We start from the raw sequence: 13,797 nt of genomic DNA on the forward strand, positions 1-13,797 counted from the left end.
CGCTGACGGCGTTCACTGCGCGGCCGGTGCTGCGCGACCGTGCGCCGGACAAACGACAAGCCCGTCGCAGGGGCGGGCTCGTTGCGTCTGCGGCGCCGCGTGCGCGGCGGGCGGCGTGCGGCTTAGTGGCCGAAGTAGACCGAGTCGCGCGGGTTCTGCACCTTCGCGGCCGGCGCGCCGCCCTGGACGACCGGCGCCGGCTGGACGCCGTAGCCGCTGTTGTCGGCCTGGGCGTTCACGCGCGCTTGCGCGGCGAGGATGTCGGCCGGGTAGTGCGGGCTGGCCTGGCTCGGCTTGTAGCCGGCTTGTTCGAGCTGCACGAGTTCGTTGCGGACCTGCGCACGCGTCACGGTGCTTTGCGCGAATGCGCCGAACGAAGCGGACAGGGCGGTAGCGGCAGCAACTGCATAAACGAGCGATTTCATGATGACCTCCGATGTTGTATTGGCTTTCCGCGTTCGACACCATGTCGTCAGCGGTTGATTACATCGTAGGCGTCGGGTGACCTAGGGTAAACGTGGATTTGGACGAAAGATCCTTGTCTGCAACGCAACAATTTCGGGATAAATGCGATCCGTCCCCGTGAGGCGTTGCAGGCTGTGCAAGGGCGCGGCGCGTGGCCGTATGGCGAAAGAGGGTGCGCGCGAGGTCGGTGCGCGCGCTTCTCCGGCGCCGCAGCCCTTGTGCGGCAGTCCGGCCGCAACGGGTCAGACGCTGTCCGCGTCGTCGATTTCCTTGCGTTCGCGGCGTTCCTCGTTGCCGCGCCGCGCGCGCAAGCGCTGGCGCGACAGCACGGCGATCACCTGCTGCGTCGGCGCGCCGGACGGAATTTCGTTGCGGATGCGATCGGGCACCATCGGCAGCCCTGCGCGCTGCCGGCGCAGCGCCTTCGCGATTGCACGCCGGCATTCGTCGCCGTGGCAATCCCATTCATCGCGGATTCGGTGGCAGTAGCGGCATTGTTCCATCGAGACAGTCTAACGCGTGTCGGCGGAACGCTGCCGACACCGCCGCGGCCGCGCCGCCTGGCCGGCCGCCGCGCGCGCTGCACGCGAGCGGCGAACGGCGAACGGCGCGGCGAGCGGGCGCGCGTCAGCGATCGCGCCGCTTCTTCGTCAGCTCGATCGTCTCGAACAGCTCGTACTGCGCGGTCGGATGCTGATCGGCGCCCGGCGCGTGGTAGTAGCGCATCGTGATCGTCGTGTGTCCGCCCGGCTCGCCCGGATCGTGATCGAACACCGCGATGCCGTAGCCGGTGCCCGTGTCGCGCCGCGCGGACCAGATCGCGTCCTCGAGCGCATCGGCCGCCGCGCGCACGAACGTGTTCGGCGCCGTGCCCGGCACCGGGCGGTTCGGCTTCGTGAAGACCTTCGCCTGCGCATAGCCGGTCGCCGGGTTTTCGCCGTACACGTCGAGCGGCGCGCTCGTGCCGCCGCCGCCGAGAATCAGGTGAATCGTCCCGTGGCTCGTGTCGAACTTGCTGCGGTCCGGATCGGTCGGCCCGACCGGGCGCGGCTGCAGCGTGTCGACCACTTCACCGGTTTTCGCGTCGACGCCCGCGCGGTGATTGCAGCCGCGCACCGGGAAGCTGCGCTCGTAGTCGTGATCGTGCCCGCACAGCACGAGATCGACGCCGTAGCGGTCGAACAGCGGCAGCCACGCTTCGCGGATGCCCTTGTCCGACCCGTTGCCCGTCTTCGACGAACTGAGCGCGTCCTGGTGCATCTGCACGACGATCCAGTCGATCCCGTCGTCGTGCGACGCGTGCCGCAGCGTGCGCTCGAGCCAGCGCGTCTGCTCGCCCTGGCTGTAGCCGCGCACGTAGAACGAGGTGCCGGGCGCGATCGGCGGGCGGCCGGTGCTCGCGGCCGGCACGAGCGGATCCGGCCCGGCGACGAACGCGGCAGCGTCCTGATAGACGACGTCGTCCGCGTCGAGCGAGATGAACAGCACCGAGCTCACGCGGAAGCTGTACCAGCGGCCCGGAAAGCGCGTGCCGTTGTCGGGCAGCGTATAGCGCGCGAGGTACGAGTCGAGCCCCTGCGGGCCGTTGTTGAACTCGATCTCGTGATTGCCGGGGCACGGCATCCACGGACGATTCGCGGCCGACGTCTGGTTGTTGTTGCCGAAGTCGCGCCATACGTCGGGCTGGTGCGCGGGGTTCAGGTTCGCGTAGCAGAGGTCGCCGTTCAGCAGATGGAACAGCGGCTGGAACTGCTCGACCGCCTGCACCGCGAAGCGGCTCTGCGGCGACGACAGCACCCACGCGCCATTCGGCGTCGCGAGGTCGCCGTAGCTTGTGAAGCGGAACGGCGCGCGTCCGCGCGGCGCCGTCGTAAACGTCGCGGCGAACGGCTGCGCGGCGTTGCTATCGTTGTCGGCCGTGACTTCGTAGCGATAGCGCGTGTTCGGCTTCAGCCCGTGCACGCGTGCGTGGTATGTGAACACGGTGTCGCCGTTCAGCCCGTCCGTATACAGGCGCTGCACGCCGTGCACGGTGCGCGGCGGCTCGCCGTCGGCGACGAGGCGTGCGCGCGGATTGACGGCCGGTGCGAGCGACGCCCACGAGATCACGACTTCCGACGTCGGGTCGCTGCCCCACGTCAGGTGGATCTGTTCGGGCGTGCCGTCCGGACTCGCGGCGGCGGCCTTGCCGGCGGCCGCGAGTCCGCCGGCGGCGGTCGCGAAGCCGGACACGCCGGCGAGTTTCAGAAAGCCGCGGCGCGACACGGAGGCGGCCGGCTCGTTCGGCGGAAGCGAGGAAGGGTCGTGGTTCGACATGATCGTTCTGGGTTGGGCACGAGGATGCGCAAGCACGCGGCCGCGCAAGCGTGCGCGCGGCCGGAGCACGAGCCGGAAACGAGCGGGATCCCGGTGACGCGCATTGTCGGCGCACAGTTTTGCCGCGATGTGACAGCCGTGCGGCACGCGCCGCCTACCAGTCGATGCGGTGTTTTTCCTCGGTTTCGCGATGTCGCCAGTCGTCGTCCGCGTGCAGGTATTGGCTCGTCGTCGTCAGCGACACGTGGCCGAGGTTGTCGCGCACGAGCCGCAGGTCGACGCGTCCGTCCGCCATGTGCGAGCCGGCGCTGTGACGCAGCCAGTGCGCCGACGCCTGTTCGAGCACGCGCGCTTGTTCGGCGCCGGCGTCGCCTTGCGCGCGCAGGCGGTCGGCCGCGTGGCGGAACACCTGCTTGACGATCCGGTGCAGCGCCGCGCGCGTGAGCGGCCGGCGCGCCTGACCGAACGGCAGCACGAGCGGCGTGTCCTCGTCGGCGACGGGCAGCGGTGCGAGACCGTGCGCGCGCCGGTAGCGCGCGAGCTCCGTCATCAGTTCGTCGGTCGCCGGCACGAGCCGGCGGCGACCGCCTTTGCCCGTCACGTCGAGCCACCAGCGATCGCGTCCGCTCGCATCGCGCCGGCAGAAGAACCGGCTCATCGTCGTCTCGGCGGCTTCGGTGATGCGCAGCCCGCCGAGATACAGCAGCGTGAACACCCAGCGCGCGCGATCCGCATGGAACGACGCGCGCGCATCGTCGCGCGGCAGCGCGGCGATCGCGTCCTTCACCGCTTGCCAGAGCGGCGGCCCGAGATGGCGCGTGATGCGCGGCGCGGGGCGACGCTGCCGTTGTCGCGACAGCGCGAGCGGATTGCCGGCCAGATAGCCGGCCTGCACGAGCCACGAGAACATCGCGTTCAGGATCACCATCGCCTGACGCTGGCTCGCCGGCGACAGCGGCCCGTAGAACGGGCGCCAGCGCGGGTCGCCGCGCGGATGCTTGCGGCCGCCGTTCGCGCACCAGACGTCGGCCGGCGCGGGCGCGAGCAGAAACTGCCGATACACGACGAGATCCTCGTGCGTCAGCGACGACAGCGGCTTGCCGCATGCGATCACGGCCCACAGCAGCAGGCGTTCGGCTTCCTTGCGATAGTTCTGGAAGGTCGTCGGCGTATCGGCGAAACGCGCGAGCCACGCGCGCACCGCGTCGAGATCGTTCGTCGCCGCGATCTGCGCACGCGCGCCCGTCGCGCGGTTCGTGCCGGTGCGCCCGTCGAGCGCGGCCGGCACGGTCAGCGTGTCGATCGGCAGCGGGCGCAGTGCACGGTCGGGCGGAACGGGTGAAGTCATGTGAAGCGATGAGGGCGCGGCGGATGAAGCGGCGAACATTGCGATCGCAATCGCGATCGCCATCGTCGTCGGATGGACGCGCGGCCGCGTCGATCGGGAAGCGCCGATGGTACACGATGCATGCGCGGCCGGCGACCCGGCGTTGATGGCTGCGCTGCGTCGTAGGGTATCGCTGGCGCAGCGTGCCGATCGGCGTATGCGCACCGCGCGTCGACGTTGCGCGAAGGATCGCGATGCGGCACGTTCGGCGTCGATCGATGAACGATCGGGCGCAGCACTCGTCTAACTGCGCCTTTTGCTTTTGGAGGAATACCCGATGATTCGACACTCCCGTCTGCTGTTCGGCGCGATCGCGCTTGCCGCCGGCGCGCTGCTGACCGGCTGCCAGACCGGCGCGGCGACGACTGCCGCGGCCGCGCGTGCCGATGAGGACCGGCCCGTCACGAAAACCGTCTACGTCGCGCCGCAGACCGTGCGCTGCACCGGCGTCGCGCCGATGGACTGCCTGCAGGTGCGCAGCGACCCGAACGCGCCGTGGACGTTGTGGTATGCCGGCATCGAAGGCTTCGCGTATCAGCCGGGATACACGTACACGCTGCAGATCGACGAATATCGCGTCGCGCAGCCGCCGGCAGACCGCTCGTCGATCCGCTGGGTGCTCAAGCGTTTCATCGAGCGACGGCCCGTGAACTAAAGAACGCGGCGAGGGCGCGCCGCGCGCGTCACGCGGCCGGCCGCGACGTCGCGGGACGCGGCGCGGCCGGCGTATCGATGCGTCGGAATACGAGCGACGACAGCAGCGTGACCGCGCCCATGCAGACGAACGCGAGCATGAAACCGCTCGCGGTCGAGCCGAGGCGCGCGGCGAACAGGTTGATCAGTCCGCCGCCGATCGATACGCCGAGACCCATCGCGAGCATCTGCATCATCGTGAAGAGGCTGTTGCCGCTCGCCGCATCGGCGTGCGACAGCCCCTTGAGCGTCACGCTGTTCATCGCCGCGAACTGCATCGAATTGGCGGCGCCGAACACGACGAGCAGCGCGATTTCGAGCGCCGGCGCGGGCCGCGCGGACACCAGCGCAAAGCCGGCGATCGCGCTGCCGACGATGCCCGTATTCACGACGAGAAACGCCGCGTAGCCGAAACGCCGGACGAGCGGCGCGATCCAGCGCTTCGCGACGACGCCCGCGATCGCGGCAGGGAGCATCATCATCCCCGACTGCAACGGCGTATAGCCGAGCTGCACCTGCATCAGCAGCGGGAGCATGAACGGCAGCGCGCTCGTGCCGATCCGGCACAGCAGATTGCCGAGCAGCCCCGCACCGAAATTCGGCTCGCGAAACAGCCCGAGGCGGAACAGCGGCTGAGCGCGCCGGCGCGCATGCGGCAGATAGGCGAGCGCGCTGGCGAGCCCGGCCACGGCGAGCCCGGTCGCCCACGCACCGCGCTGCGTGGCCATCGGCGGATCGATCGCGAGCGACAGCGCGACCATCGCGACGGACAGCAGCGCACAGCCGATGAAGTCGAACGGCGGCGGCTGCGTCGCCTGGTCGTGCGGCAGAAAGCGCTGCACGGCGACGAGGCCGATCGCGCCGACCGGCACGTTGACGATGAATACCCAGTGCCACGAGATCGCCTGCGTGAGCCAGCCGCCGAGCGTCGGTCCGACGATCGGCCCGAGCTGCGCGGCGATCGAGACGAACGCGAGCGCCGACACGTATTGCTCTCCCGGCACGCGGCGCAGCACCGCGAGCCGGCCGATCGGCAGCAGCATCGAGCCGCCGACACCCTGCAGCGCGCGCGCCGCGACGAGCTGACCGAGCGTATGCGATGCCGCGCATCCGATCGACGCGAGCACGAACACGAGAATCGCGAGCGAAAACACGCGGCGCGTGCCGAAGCGGTCCGCGAGCCAGCCGGACGCGGGCGTGAGCATCGCCATCGTCAGCGTATAGACGACCACGACCGGCTGCATCGCGAGCGGCGAGGCATGCAGGCCCTGTGCAATCGACGGCAAGGCGGTATTGACGATCGTCGTATCGAGCGACTGCATGAAGAAGGCAGCGGCGACGATCCAGAGCAGCGCGGTGTGAGAAGCGTCCCGGGACATGGCGAAATTCGGCGTGCGGCATTCGGTGCACAGCCCGTGCGGCGTGCGACCGGTTTTTCAAGCGGTCGATGGTACCGATTCCGGAGGCGGTCGGGAAGGTGCCGAGCGCAATATGCTCGAGCGGGCGCGGCCGTCATGCGTCGGCGGGCGACATCGCGAGCGCGTGCATCGCGTCGCGCCATCACGCCGCGCGCTATTCATCGCGCCACCGCGCCCCCTATAATCGCGCGCACAATGACAACCATCGGGGGATGCGATGCCGCTGTACGCGCAACAACGATGCCGCTACGGCACGATGCTGTTCAACACCAACGACGAATTCGTCGGCCGAAGTCTCGCGTTGTACGGCGAATGGTCGGAGCCCGAGCCGTTTCTGTTCGCCCAGATGATTCGCGAAGGCGATACGGTCGTCGAAGCCGGCGCAAATCTCGGCTCGCATACGGTGATGTTGTCGCGTGCCGTGGGCGAGAGCGGCACGGTGTTCGCGTTCGAACCGCAACGCCACACGTTCCAGTTGCTGTGCGCGAATCTCGCGCTGAACGAGCGGCTCAACGTGCAGGCGTATCAGTATGCAATCGGCGATGAGGAAGGCGTTGTCGAGTTTCCGCTCGTCGATCCGCGTGCGCCGAACAACTTCGGTGCGTCGTCGCTGCTTCATCCGGCGCCGCGCGCCGAATCCGTGCCGCTGCGCACGATCGATTCGCTGCGGTTGACGCGGCTCGACTTCGTGAAGGCCGATGTCGAGGGCTTCGAGATGAACGTCATCCGCGGGGCGCGCGAGACGCTGCGGGCATTGCGTCCGATTGTCTACGTCGAGTATCTGAGCCATTACGCGGGCGACATGTCGAAGGCGATGCTCGACGTGTTCGCCGCGCTCGATTATCGCGTGTGGTACTTCATCACGCCGCTGTTCAACCGGCTGAATTTCGCCGGCAATCCGGAGAACGCGTTCGACGGCATATGGTCGTTTGATCTCGTCTGCATTCCGCGCGAACGCGGCGAGATGCACGGGCTCGTCGAGGTGACGCGCGACAGCGAAGGCGTCTGCCGCGATCCCGATGCCTGGCGGCGCGTGCGGTTCGTGCCTGCGTGACATGCCGGCGGCAGCCGCGGCGGCAATCGAAGCGATGCGATGCGGGGCGGCATCGCCGGTTGCGCTGCCGCGTTTCCGTGCGGCAGGGCGAGGGCCGCACCGCGCGAGAACCGGCTGCGCGGCAACGCCGCACCCGCAATCCTTGACGCGGCAGACAATTCCGGGTAGTGTCCAACATCGAAGTCGTCAAGAAGCTCGATTGCTCATCTTTCTCCGCGTCGCACGCGGCAGTCGTTGGTCTCTCCCTCTTTGATTCTCTTTCGCGCCCGTCGCGGGCGTGCGTTCACTCATTCGCATCAAGGAAGCATGCATGGATACCGGTACGGTCAAGTGGTTCAACGAAACGAAGGGTTTCGGTTTCATCAGTCCCGATAACGGCGGCGACGATCTGTTCGCGCACTTTTCGGAAATTCGCGGTACGGGCTTCAAGACGCTCACCGACAACCAGAAGGTCAGCTACGAAGTGAAGCGCGGCCCGAAAGGTCTGCAGGCGTCGAACATCACGCCGCTGTAAGACCGCGCGCGGGTGCGGCCGTGCGGCCCGCCCGCATTGCATGCCGGCGTCGCGCAGGCCGCGTTGCAGCTTGCGTTCATTCACGTTGTCTGGAGGAATCGGTTTGGCCAAAGAAGAACTGCTGGAACTGGACGGAATCGTCGACGAAGTGCTGCCCGACAGCAAATACCGCGTGACGCTCGAAAACGGCGCCGTGGTCGGTGCATATGCATCGGGCCGCATGCGCAAGAACCATATTCGCATTCTCGCGGGCGACCGCGTGACGCTGGAACTGTCGGTGTACGACCTGACGAAGGGCCGCATCAACTTCCGCCACAAGGACGATCGCGCGCCTGCGCGCCCGCCGCGCAGCGGGCAGCCGCGCCGCTGAGCGTCCTGTCGCTCGACCGCCGTGCGCGACCTTCGGTCGGCCGCGTCGGGCTGCGCGCACCGTGACCGCAAAGGGACGGGAGCGCGCCGTTTTTCCCCCTTTCTATCGCGATCCCGCGCGACCTGCGTCACGCGAGCTTGCGTTCGCGCCGCACGCCGACGGCCGCTGCCGCTGCGCCGGCCAGCTGAATCGCCGCGCCCGCGAACATCGCGATGCGCAGCCCGGCCGGGCCGCCGTGCAGCACCGCGAACAGCGTGCCGAGCACCGCGATGCCGAGCGTCGCGCCCGCCATACGCGCGACATTGACGAGCGCGCTGGCCGTGCCCGAGCGGGCGGCGTCGACCGCGCCGACCGCGACCGTCATCAGCGGCCCGGTCGCAATCCCCATCCCGAGCCCTGTCAGGCCCAGGCCGATCTCCGTGCCGATCAATGCCGGCGACGCCGCCGACGCGCCGATCACGCCGAGCCCCGCCGCAATCACCGCCACGCCGCCAGCCGTCGTCGCGCGCTGTCCGATCTGCTCGGACAGCCGGCCCGAGCACGGCGATACCGCGACGAACACGAGCGCCATCGGCAGCAGCGCGAGGCCCGCGCCCGTTGCGTCGAGTCGTCCGATGCTCTGCCACGTGAGCGGCAGCAGAAACAGCACGCCGTACATGCCGAACGTCATGCCGGTCGTTGCCGCGATTGCGCCGCGAAATGCGTGCAGGCGGAACAGGTCGAGCGGCACGAGCGCGGCCGCGCCGTGACGGCGCTCGATCGCGACGAAGACGCGAAACGCGACGAGCGCGACGGCGAAGGCGATCGCGGCGATGACCGGCGTATCGCGCAGCACGATCGCCGCATAGGCGAGCGCGCCGAGCGCGAGCGCGCCGGCGGCCTGCGCGCCCGCGTCGACGTGACGGCCGCGCCGGTCCGACGATTCGGGCACGGCGGGTATCGCGAATAGCATCGCGGCGACACTGAGCGGCACGACGACGAAAAAGATGCTGCGCCAGCCGAAGTGCCGGATCAGGACGCCGCCGACGGTCGGCCCGATTGCCATCGCGACGCCATTGCACGCGGCCCATATGCCGAGCGCGCGACCGCGTTCGACCGGATCGCGCCATACCACGCGCACGATCGCGAGCGAGGCCGGCAGCAGCAGTGCCGCGCCGACGCCGGCGAGCGCTCGCGCGCCGATCAGCACGCCGACCGTCGGCGCGAATGCGCAGAGCAGCGAGGCGACCGTGAACAGCGCGGTGCCCGCGATGAAGATCCGGCGGCGTCCGTAAAGATCGGCGAGCAATCCGCCGGTCAGCAGCAGCACCGCATACGTGAGGTTGTAACTGTCGACGACCCATTGCAGCGCGCCGACACCTGCGTGGAAATAGTCGCCGATCGCGCGCGTCGCGAGATTCACGACGGCGGTGTCGATCTGCGCGACGAGCACCGCGATACAGAGGGTCAGTAGCGTGAAGCCGGGATGCGTCGCGCGCGTCGGCGCGGGCGAAGAAGGATGTCCGTCGTTCGGCACGATGAAGCGCTCCGCGAACTGGAATGGCGTCAGCATAGCGCGGTGCTGCTGACACCGTCTTGTCAGGAGCAGGGCAGGGACGCGGCGCATCGCGCGTGGCGCGCAACGTCGAGCGCGAGGCGTGGCGCGAGCGCGTACGGGCAAGCGGATTTCGTCGGACAGACGCGGCCTGCGAGCGCCCTTGCTTTCCCGGTGCCGTGCACTAGATTTCGAAGCGTGACACGTGTCACCGCGCGCGCGAGGTGGAGCCATGACGCCTTGGGAAATTCAGGGAACCGAATTGATCAACTGCAATTGCTCATACGGTTGCCCTTGTCAGTTCAACGCACCGCCGACGCACGGCGGCTGCGAAGCGATGGGTGCGATTTCGATCGACAGCGGCCACTACGGCGACGTGGTGCTCGACGGCGTGAAGATCGCGGTCGTGTTTCAGTGGCCGGGGCCGATTCACGAAGGCCGCGGCCGCTGCCAGCCGATCGTCGATGCGCGCGCCGATCCCGCGCAGCGCGACGCGGTGCTGAAAATCATGACCGGTCAGGACACCGATCCGTTTGCGACGATGTTCGCGGTGTTCGCCTCGACACTCGAGCATGCGTACGATCCGATCTTCACGACGATCGACTTCGACGTGGATGTCGACGAACGGCGCGGCCGGATTCATGTCGACGGCGTGTTCGACCTGACCGGCGAACCGATCCGCAACCCGGTCACCGGCGCCGCGCATCGCGTGCGGATCGATCTGCCGCACGGCTTCGAATACGAGCTGGCGGAAGTCGGCTCGGGCACCGGCCGTTCGCAGGGCAACATCGCGCTGACCCTCGACGGAACCTATGCGCAGTTCGCGCGACTGCACCTGAACAACCACGGGCTGATCCGGCATCGCGTCGCGGCATGATCCCGGCGGACCCGCTGCTCGGACGCGAGCGCGCCGTCACGCTGCTTGCGATGGCGGCGGTTGCCGCGCTGTGCTGGTTTTATGTGTGGACCGGCGCGGGCACCGGCATGTCCGCGCTCGAGATGACGACGGTCGCGCTCTTTCCGCATCGGCTGCCGGACGATCCCGGCAGTATGGCGCCGTCGCTGCCGACCGTGATCCTGATGTGGTGGACGATGATGATCGCGATGATGACGCCCGGTGCGGCGCCGCTCGTGCTGCTGTACCGGCGCGTGCTGCGGCATCGCGGCGCAGAGGCGCGGGCATCGGCGCGCTTGTCCGCGTGTCTGCTGGCCGGTTATCTGGTTGCGTGGCTTGCGTTCTCCATCTTGGCCGCGTGGCTTCAGCAGGGACTGCAGCCGGCCGGCCTCATCTCCGGGATGATGCTGTGGTCGAAAAGCGCCGAGCTCTCGGCCCTCGTACTCGCACTCGCCGGCCTCTATCAATTCTCGCCGCTCAAGCGCGCGTGTCTGCGCCAGTGCCGCTCCCCGGCCGGCTTTCTGACCGCGCACTGGCGGCCGGGGCTCGCCGGCAGCTTCGTGCTCGGCGTGCGGCACGGGCTCTATTGCGTCGGCTGCTGCTGGCTGCTGATGGCGCTGCTGTTCGTCGGCGGCGTGATGAACGTCGTCTGGATTGCCGCGCTGTCGCTGATCGTCGTCGTCGAGAAGGTGGCGCCGCGCGGCGAACGGTTCGGTCGTGCGCTCGGGATCGTGCTGATCGGATGGGCGATCGCGACGTTGCTGGTTTGAGCGGATCGCGCGGATTCGCGGGGAGACAGTCGATGACGAGCGGATGCGTTGCGGCGGTCGTGATTGCGATGAGCGCCGCGGTGCCAGTCTCGGCCGCGGCCGACGACATGGCCGATATGAAAACCGGCCATCCGGCCATGTCGGCGCAGGATGCCGCGCTGACGGATGCCGAAGTCACGCGGATCGATGCCGGCAGCGGGAGGGTCACGTTGAAGCACGGCGCGCTGCGCAACGTCGGAATGCCGCCGATGACGATGGCCTTCAAGGCCGCCGATCCCGGGATGCTCGCGGGCGTTCATGTCGGCGACCATGTGAAGGTGCGCGTCGAACGCGTGAACGGCACGCTGACGATCGTGAAGCTCATGAATGTGCGGTGAGGCGACGATCTGATCGCCGCCGACGCGATGCGAGGCGTGCACGCGCGCGGCGGGGGACGCTACGTAACACGGCGGGCGTGTTACGTGCGTGCCGGCCGCACGTCACGGCCGATTGACAGGGAATGACGCGGGAGACGTCATCGCGTCTCGAGGCGGAACGCCTTCGGGCAACGGTTTCGCGCATGCGTCGATGAACGGCCTCGTCGATCGCGACGATGGCACGGTAGATGCTTGTTCGAATGATCGCGCTGAAAATCAAACGGGGGAAACCATGCACGATCATTTCGCCAAAGCGGGCGCTGCGCTCGCGGCCATTGCCGCCGCCTGCATGCTCGTCGCATGTGGCGGTAACGACATCTCCGCGCCGACCGGCAAACCGATCGGGCCGAGCACGAGCGGAACCAGCGGGAGCAGCGGGAGCAGCGGGAGCAGTGGGACAAGCGGGAGCAGCGGGAGCAGCGGGACAAGCGGGAGCAGTGGAACGAGTGGGACGAGCGGCTCCAGCGGGACCAGCGGCACGACCAGTGGAACAACAAGCGGAACCACGAGCGGTACAACGAGTGGCACGACGAGCGGAACAACGAGCGGTACGACGAGCGGAACGACAAGCGGTACGACGAGCGGTACGACCAGCGGCACCGGCACCAGCGGCGCACCCGGCACGCGCGGCATCGTCAGCACGCTCGGTCAGGTCGTCATGGACACCGGCACGATCGTCGGCGGCGTGAGTCTGCCCGGCGTCGGCAAGACCGTCACCGCCGGCCCCGGCGACACGATCAACGGCGCCGGCCGCATCGTCAACGAAACGGCGAACGTCGTCAGCGCCGGTCTCGGTCAGATCGGTGTCACGCCGAATCCGGTCGGCGTCACGGTCAACGGCCTTGGCAGCATCGTCGGCACGGCGGCCAGCCCCGTGCACGGGCTCGGCGAAACGGTCGGCGCGCTCGGCGCCGGCCCGCTGTCGCCGCTTGCGCCGATCGCTGCACCGGTGGCCGGCCTGATCGAGACGGTCGCGAGCGGCATCGCGTCGGCGGGCACGAAGATCGGTGCGTCGCTATCGTCCGCACCCGTTCAGCAGGCGACGCAGTCGATCAGCTCGGCCATCACGCCGCTCGTGATGACGACAGGCCATCTCACGCAACAGGTCGGCACGGCCAGCGGGCTCGGTCAGCCCGTCGCCAGGTTGCTCGGCCAGGTCGGCGGTGCGATTGCGTCGGCAGGGTGGAAGGTGTCGGGCGCGGCGACGCAAACGCCGGTGTCGCCGCTGGTCGGCGACGTCGGGCAGCTCGTGCGCGCGGTCGGCGACACGGTGACCAATGCGGGCGGCCTCGTCAATCCGAACGGCGCGAACGGCGTTGCGCCGATTTCCGGGCTGATCACGAGCGTGGTCGGCGGCATTCCGGCCGTCGTGCATAACGGGCCGCCGCCCGCGACCGCGCCGGCTGCCGGTGGCGGTGCGGCAGGTGGGGCCGGCATCGGCGGCGGTGCGGCAGCTGCTGGCGGCATCGGCGGCGGCATCACCGCGACCGCCGGCGCAACCGGCAATCCGCTCGCACCGGTGACGTCGCTGGTCGGCGGGCTGCTCGGTGGCGGTCTGCTCGGCGGCTCGGGCGGCAAGTAAGTCGAGCGCAGCGTCGGCGCGGCCGCGTCGGCCGGCGGCTGCGCGGTCGATATCGGCGGGCTGCCCGGTGGCGGTCTGTTCGGCGGCTCGATCGGCAAGTAGGACGAGCGAGGCATCCGCGCGGCCGCGCGACGCATATCGGCGGGCTGCTCAATGGCGGTCTGCTCAGCGACTCGAATCGGCAAGTAAACCAAGCGCGCATCCTCGCGGCCCATATCGGCGGGCTGCTCAATGGCGGTCTGCTCGGCGGCTTGATCGGCAAGTAAGCCGAATGCAGCGTCGGCGCGGCCGCGCCGGCGGGCGGCTGCGCGCCCCATATCGGCGGTCTGCTTGGCGGCTCGGGCGGCAAGTAAGTCGAGCGCAGCGTCGGCGCGGCCGCGTCG

Annotated in this window: 14 protein-coding genes; 8 read left to right on the forward strand and 6 right to left on the reverse strand. The window is 68.9% G+C overall.

What is annotated here, in order from left to right; all coding sequences use genetic code 11:
• Positions 1 to 122 precede the first annotated feature (122 nt).
• From ACSHSS_RS05365 to ACSHSS_RS05380, 4 genes are all read right to left on the reverse strand, one after another.
• Positions 123 to 425, reverse strand: a complete 303-nt coding sequence (locus tag ACSHSS_RS05365) for a DUF4148 domain-containing protein (protein WP_006412370.1) — start codon at positions 423 to 425, stop codon at positions 123 to 125.
• A gap of 282 nt (positions 426 to 707) precedes the next feature.
• On the reverse strand, positions 708 to 968 hold the full coding sequence (locus ACSHSS_RS05370; RefSeq protein WP_006396970.1) for a hypothetical protein: 261 nt from the start codon (positions 966 to 968) through the stop codon (positions 708 to 710).
• 124 nt (positions 969 to 1,092) lie between these two features.
• Positions 1,093 to 2,781 (reverse strand): purple acid phosphatase family protein, encoded by a 1,689-nt coding sequence (locus ACSHSS_RS05375; protein ID WP_176157168.1) that lies wholly within the window; start codon positions 2,779 to 2,781, stop codon positions 1,093 to 1,095.
• Positions 2,782 to 2,935: 154 nt separating this feature from the next.
• On the reverse strand, positions 2,936 to 4,168 hold the full coding sequence (locus ACSHSS_RS05380) for a tyrosine-type recombinase/integrase (protein ID WP_105823584.1): 1,233 nt from the start codon (positions 4,166 to 4,168) through the stop codon (positions 2,936 to 2,938).
• 277 nt (positions 4,169 to 4,445) lie between these two features.
• Here ACSHSS_RS05380 and ACSHSS_RS05385 point away from each other — a divergent pair, with 277 nt between their 5' ends.
• A complete protein-coding gene (locus ACSHSS_RS05385; RefSeq protein WP_445544657.1) occupies positions 4,446 to 4,823 on the forward strand; it encodes a DUF4377 domain-containing protein in 378 nt (125 codons plus the stop codon).
• A gap of 28 nt (positions 4,824 to 4,851) precedes the next feature.
• Here ACSHSS_RS05385 and ACSHSS_RS05390 read toward each other — a convergent pair whose 3' ends face one another.
• Positions 4,852 to 6,240, reverse strand: a complete 1,389-nt coding sequence (locus tag ACSHSS_RS05390) for a DHA2 family efflux MFS transporter permease subunit (protein ID WP_445544658.1) — start codon at positions 6,238 to 6,240, stop codon at positions 4,852 to 4,854.
• A 256-nt stretch (positions 6,241 to 6,496) separates the two neighbouring features.
• Here ACSHSS_RS05390 and ACSHSS_RS05395 point away from each other — a divergent pair, with 256 nt between their 5' ends.
• The 3 genes from ACSHSS_RS05395 to infA all read left to right on the forward strand — a co-directional run bounded on the left by ACSHSS_RS05395 (position 6,497) and on the right by infA (position 8,217).
• On the forward strand, positions 6,497 to 7,333 hold the full coding sequence (locus ACSHSS_RS05395; RefSeq protein WP_217042579.1) for an FkbM family methyltransferase: 837 nt from the start codon (positions 6,497 to 6,499) through the stop codon (positions 7,331 to 7,333).
• Positions 7,334 to 7,643: 310 nt separating this feature from the next.
• Positions 7,644 to 7,847 (forward strand): cold-shock protein, encoded by a 204-nt coding sequence (locus ACSHSS_RS05400; RefSeq protein WP_006396978.1) that lies wholly within the window; start codon positions 7,644 to 7,646, stop codon positions 7,845 to 7,847.
• Between the two features lie 103 nt (positions 7,848 to 7,950).
• Complete coding sequence (infA, locus tag ACSHSS_RS05405; protein ID WP_006396979.1) at positions 7,951 to 8,217, forward strand: translation initiation factor IF-1; 267 nt, start codon at positions 7,951 to 7,953, stop codon at positions 8,215 to 8,217.
• Positions 8,218 to 8,344: 127 nt separating this feature from the next.
• Here the strand turns inward: infA and ACSHSS_RS05410 are convergent, their stop codons facing one another.
• Positions 8,345 to 9,769, reverse strand: a complete 1,425-nt coding sequence (locus ACSHSS_RS05410) for an MFS transporter (RefSeq protein ID WP_105776058.1) — start codon at positions 9,767 to 9,769, stop codon at positions 8,345 to 8,347.
• A gap of 214 nt (positions 9,770 to 9,983) precedes the next feature.
• Here ACSHSS_RS05410 and ACSHSS_RS05415 point away from each other — a divergent pair, with 214 nt between their 5' ends.
• From ACSHSS_RS05415 to ACSHSS_RS05430, 4 genes are all read left to right on the forward strand, one after another.
• Entirely contained in the window at positions 9,984 to 10,628 is a 645-nt protein-coding gene (locus ACSHSS_RS05415) for a DUF1326 domain-containing protein (RefSeq protein WP_006396981.1), read from the forward strand.
• Positions 10,625 to 11,416 (forward strand): DUF2182 domain-containing protein, encoded by a 792-nt coding sequence (locus ACSHSS_RS05420; RefSeq protein WP_445544659.1) that lies wholly within the window; start codon positions 10,625 to 10,627, stop codon positions 11,414 to 11,416. Before ACSHSS_RS05415 ends, ACSHSS_RS05420 begins: the two co-directional genes overlap by 4 nt.
• A 32-nt stretch (positions 11,417 to 11,448) precedes the next feature.
• Positions 11,449 to 11,793 carry a copper-binding protein gene (locus tag ACSHSS_RS05425; protein ID WP_445544678.1) on the forward strand — a complete coding sequence of 115 codons (345 nt, stop codon included), beginning with the start codon at positions 11,449 to 11,451 and terminating at the stop codon, positions 11,791 to 11,793.
• Between the two features lie 271 nt (positions 11,794 to 12,064).
• Positions 12,065 to 13,414: a collagen-like triple helix repeat-containing protein gene (locus ACSHSS_RS05430; RefSeq protein ID WP_445544660.1), complete on the forward strand. Its 1,350-nt coding sequence runs from the start codon at positions 12,065 to 12,067 to the stop codon at positions 13,412 to 13,414.
• The last annotated feature ends 383 nt before the right edge of the window (positions 13,415 to 13,797 follow it).

It is taken from the genome of Burkholderia sp. BC1, from assembly GCF_052683555.1.

Coding starts and splice junctions, on each gene's coding strand:
- ACSHSS_RS05365 (WP_006412370.1), bottom strand. CDS start 425: ATGAAATCGCTCGTTTATGCAGTTGCTGCCGCTACCGCCCTGTCCGCT.
- ACSHSS_RS05370 (WP_006396970.1), bottom strand. CDS start 968: ATGGAACAATGCCGCTACTGCCACCGAATCCGCGATGAATGGGATTGC.
- ACSHSS_RS05375 (WP_176157168.1), bottom strand. CDS start 2,781: ATGTCGAACCACGACCCTTCCTCGCTTCCGCCGAACGAGCCGGCCGCC.
- ACSHSS_RS05380 (WP_105823584.1), bottom strand. CDS start 4,168: ATGTTCGCCGCTTCATCCGCCGCGCCCTCATCGCTTCACATGACTTCA.
- ACSHSS_RS05385 (WP_445544657.1), top strand. CDS start 4,446: ATGATTCGACACTCCCGTCTGCTGTTCGGCGCGATCGCGCTTGCCGCC.
- ACSHSS_RS05390 (WP_445544658.1), bottom strand. CDS start 6,240: ATGTCCCGGGACGCTTCTCACACCGCGCTGCTCTGGATCGTCGCCGCT.
- ACSHSS_RS05395 (WP_217042579.1), top strand. CDS start 6,497: ATGCCGCTGTACGCGCAACAACGATGCCGCTACGGCACGATGCTGTTC.
- ACSHSS_RS05400 (WP_006396978.1), top strand. CDS start 7,644: ATGGATACCGGTACGGTCAAGTGGTTCAACGAAACGAAGGGTTTCGGT.
- ACSHSS_RS05410 (WP_105776058.1), bottom strand. CDS start 9,769: ATGCTGACGCCATTCCAGTTCGCGGAGCGCTTCATCGTGCCGAACGAC.
- ACSHSS_RS05415 (WP_006396981.1), top strand. CDS start 9,984: ATGACGCCTTGGGAAATTCAGGGAACCGAATTGATCAACTGCAATTGC.
- ACSHSS_RS05420 (WP_445544659.1), top strand. CDS start 10,625: ATGATCCCGGCGGACCCGCTGCTCGGACGCGAGCGCGCCGTCACGCTG.
- ACSHSS_RS05425 (WP_445544678.1), top strand. CDS start 11,449: ATGACGAGCGGATGCGTTGCGGCGGTCGTGATTGCGATGAGCGCCGCG.
- ACSHSS_RS05430 (WP_445544660.1), top strand. CDS start 12,065: ATGCACGATCATTTCGCCAAAGCGGGCGCTGCGCTCGCGGCCATTGCC.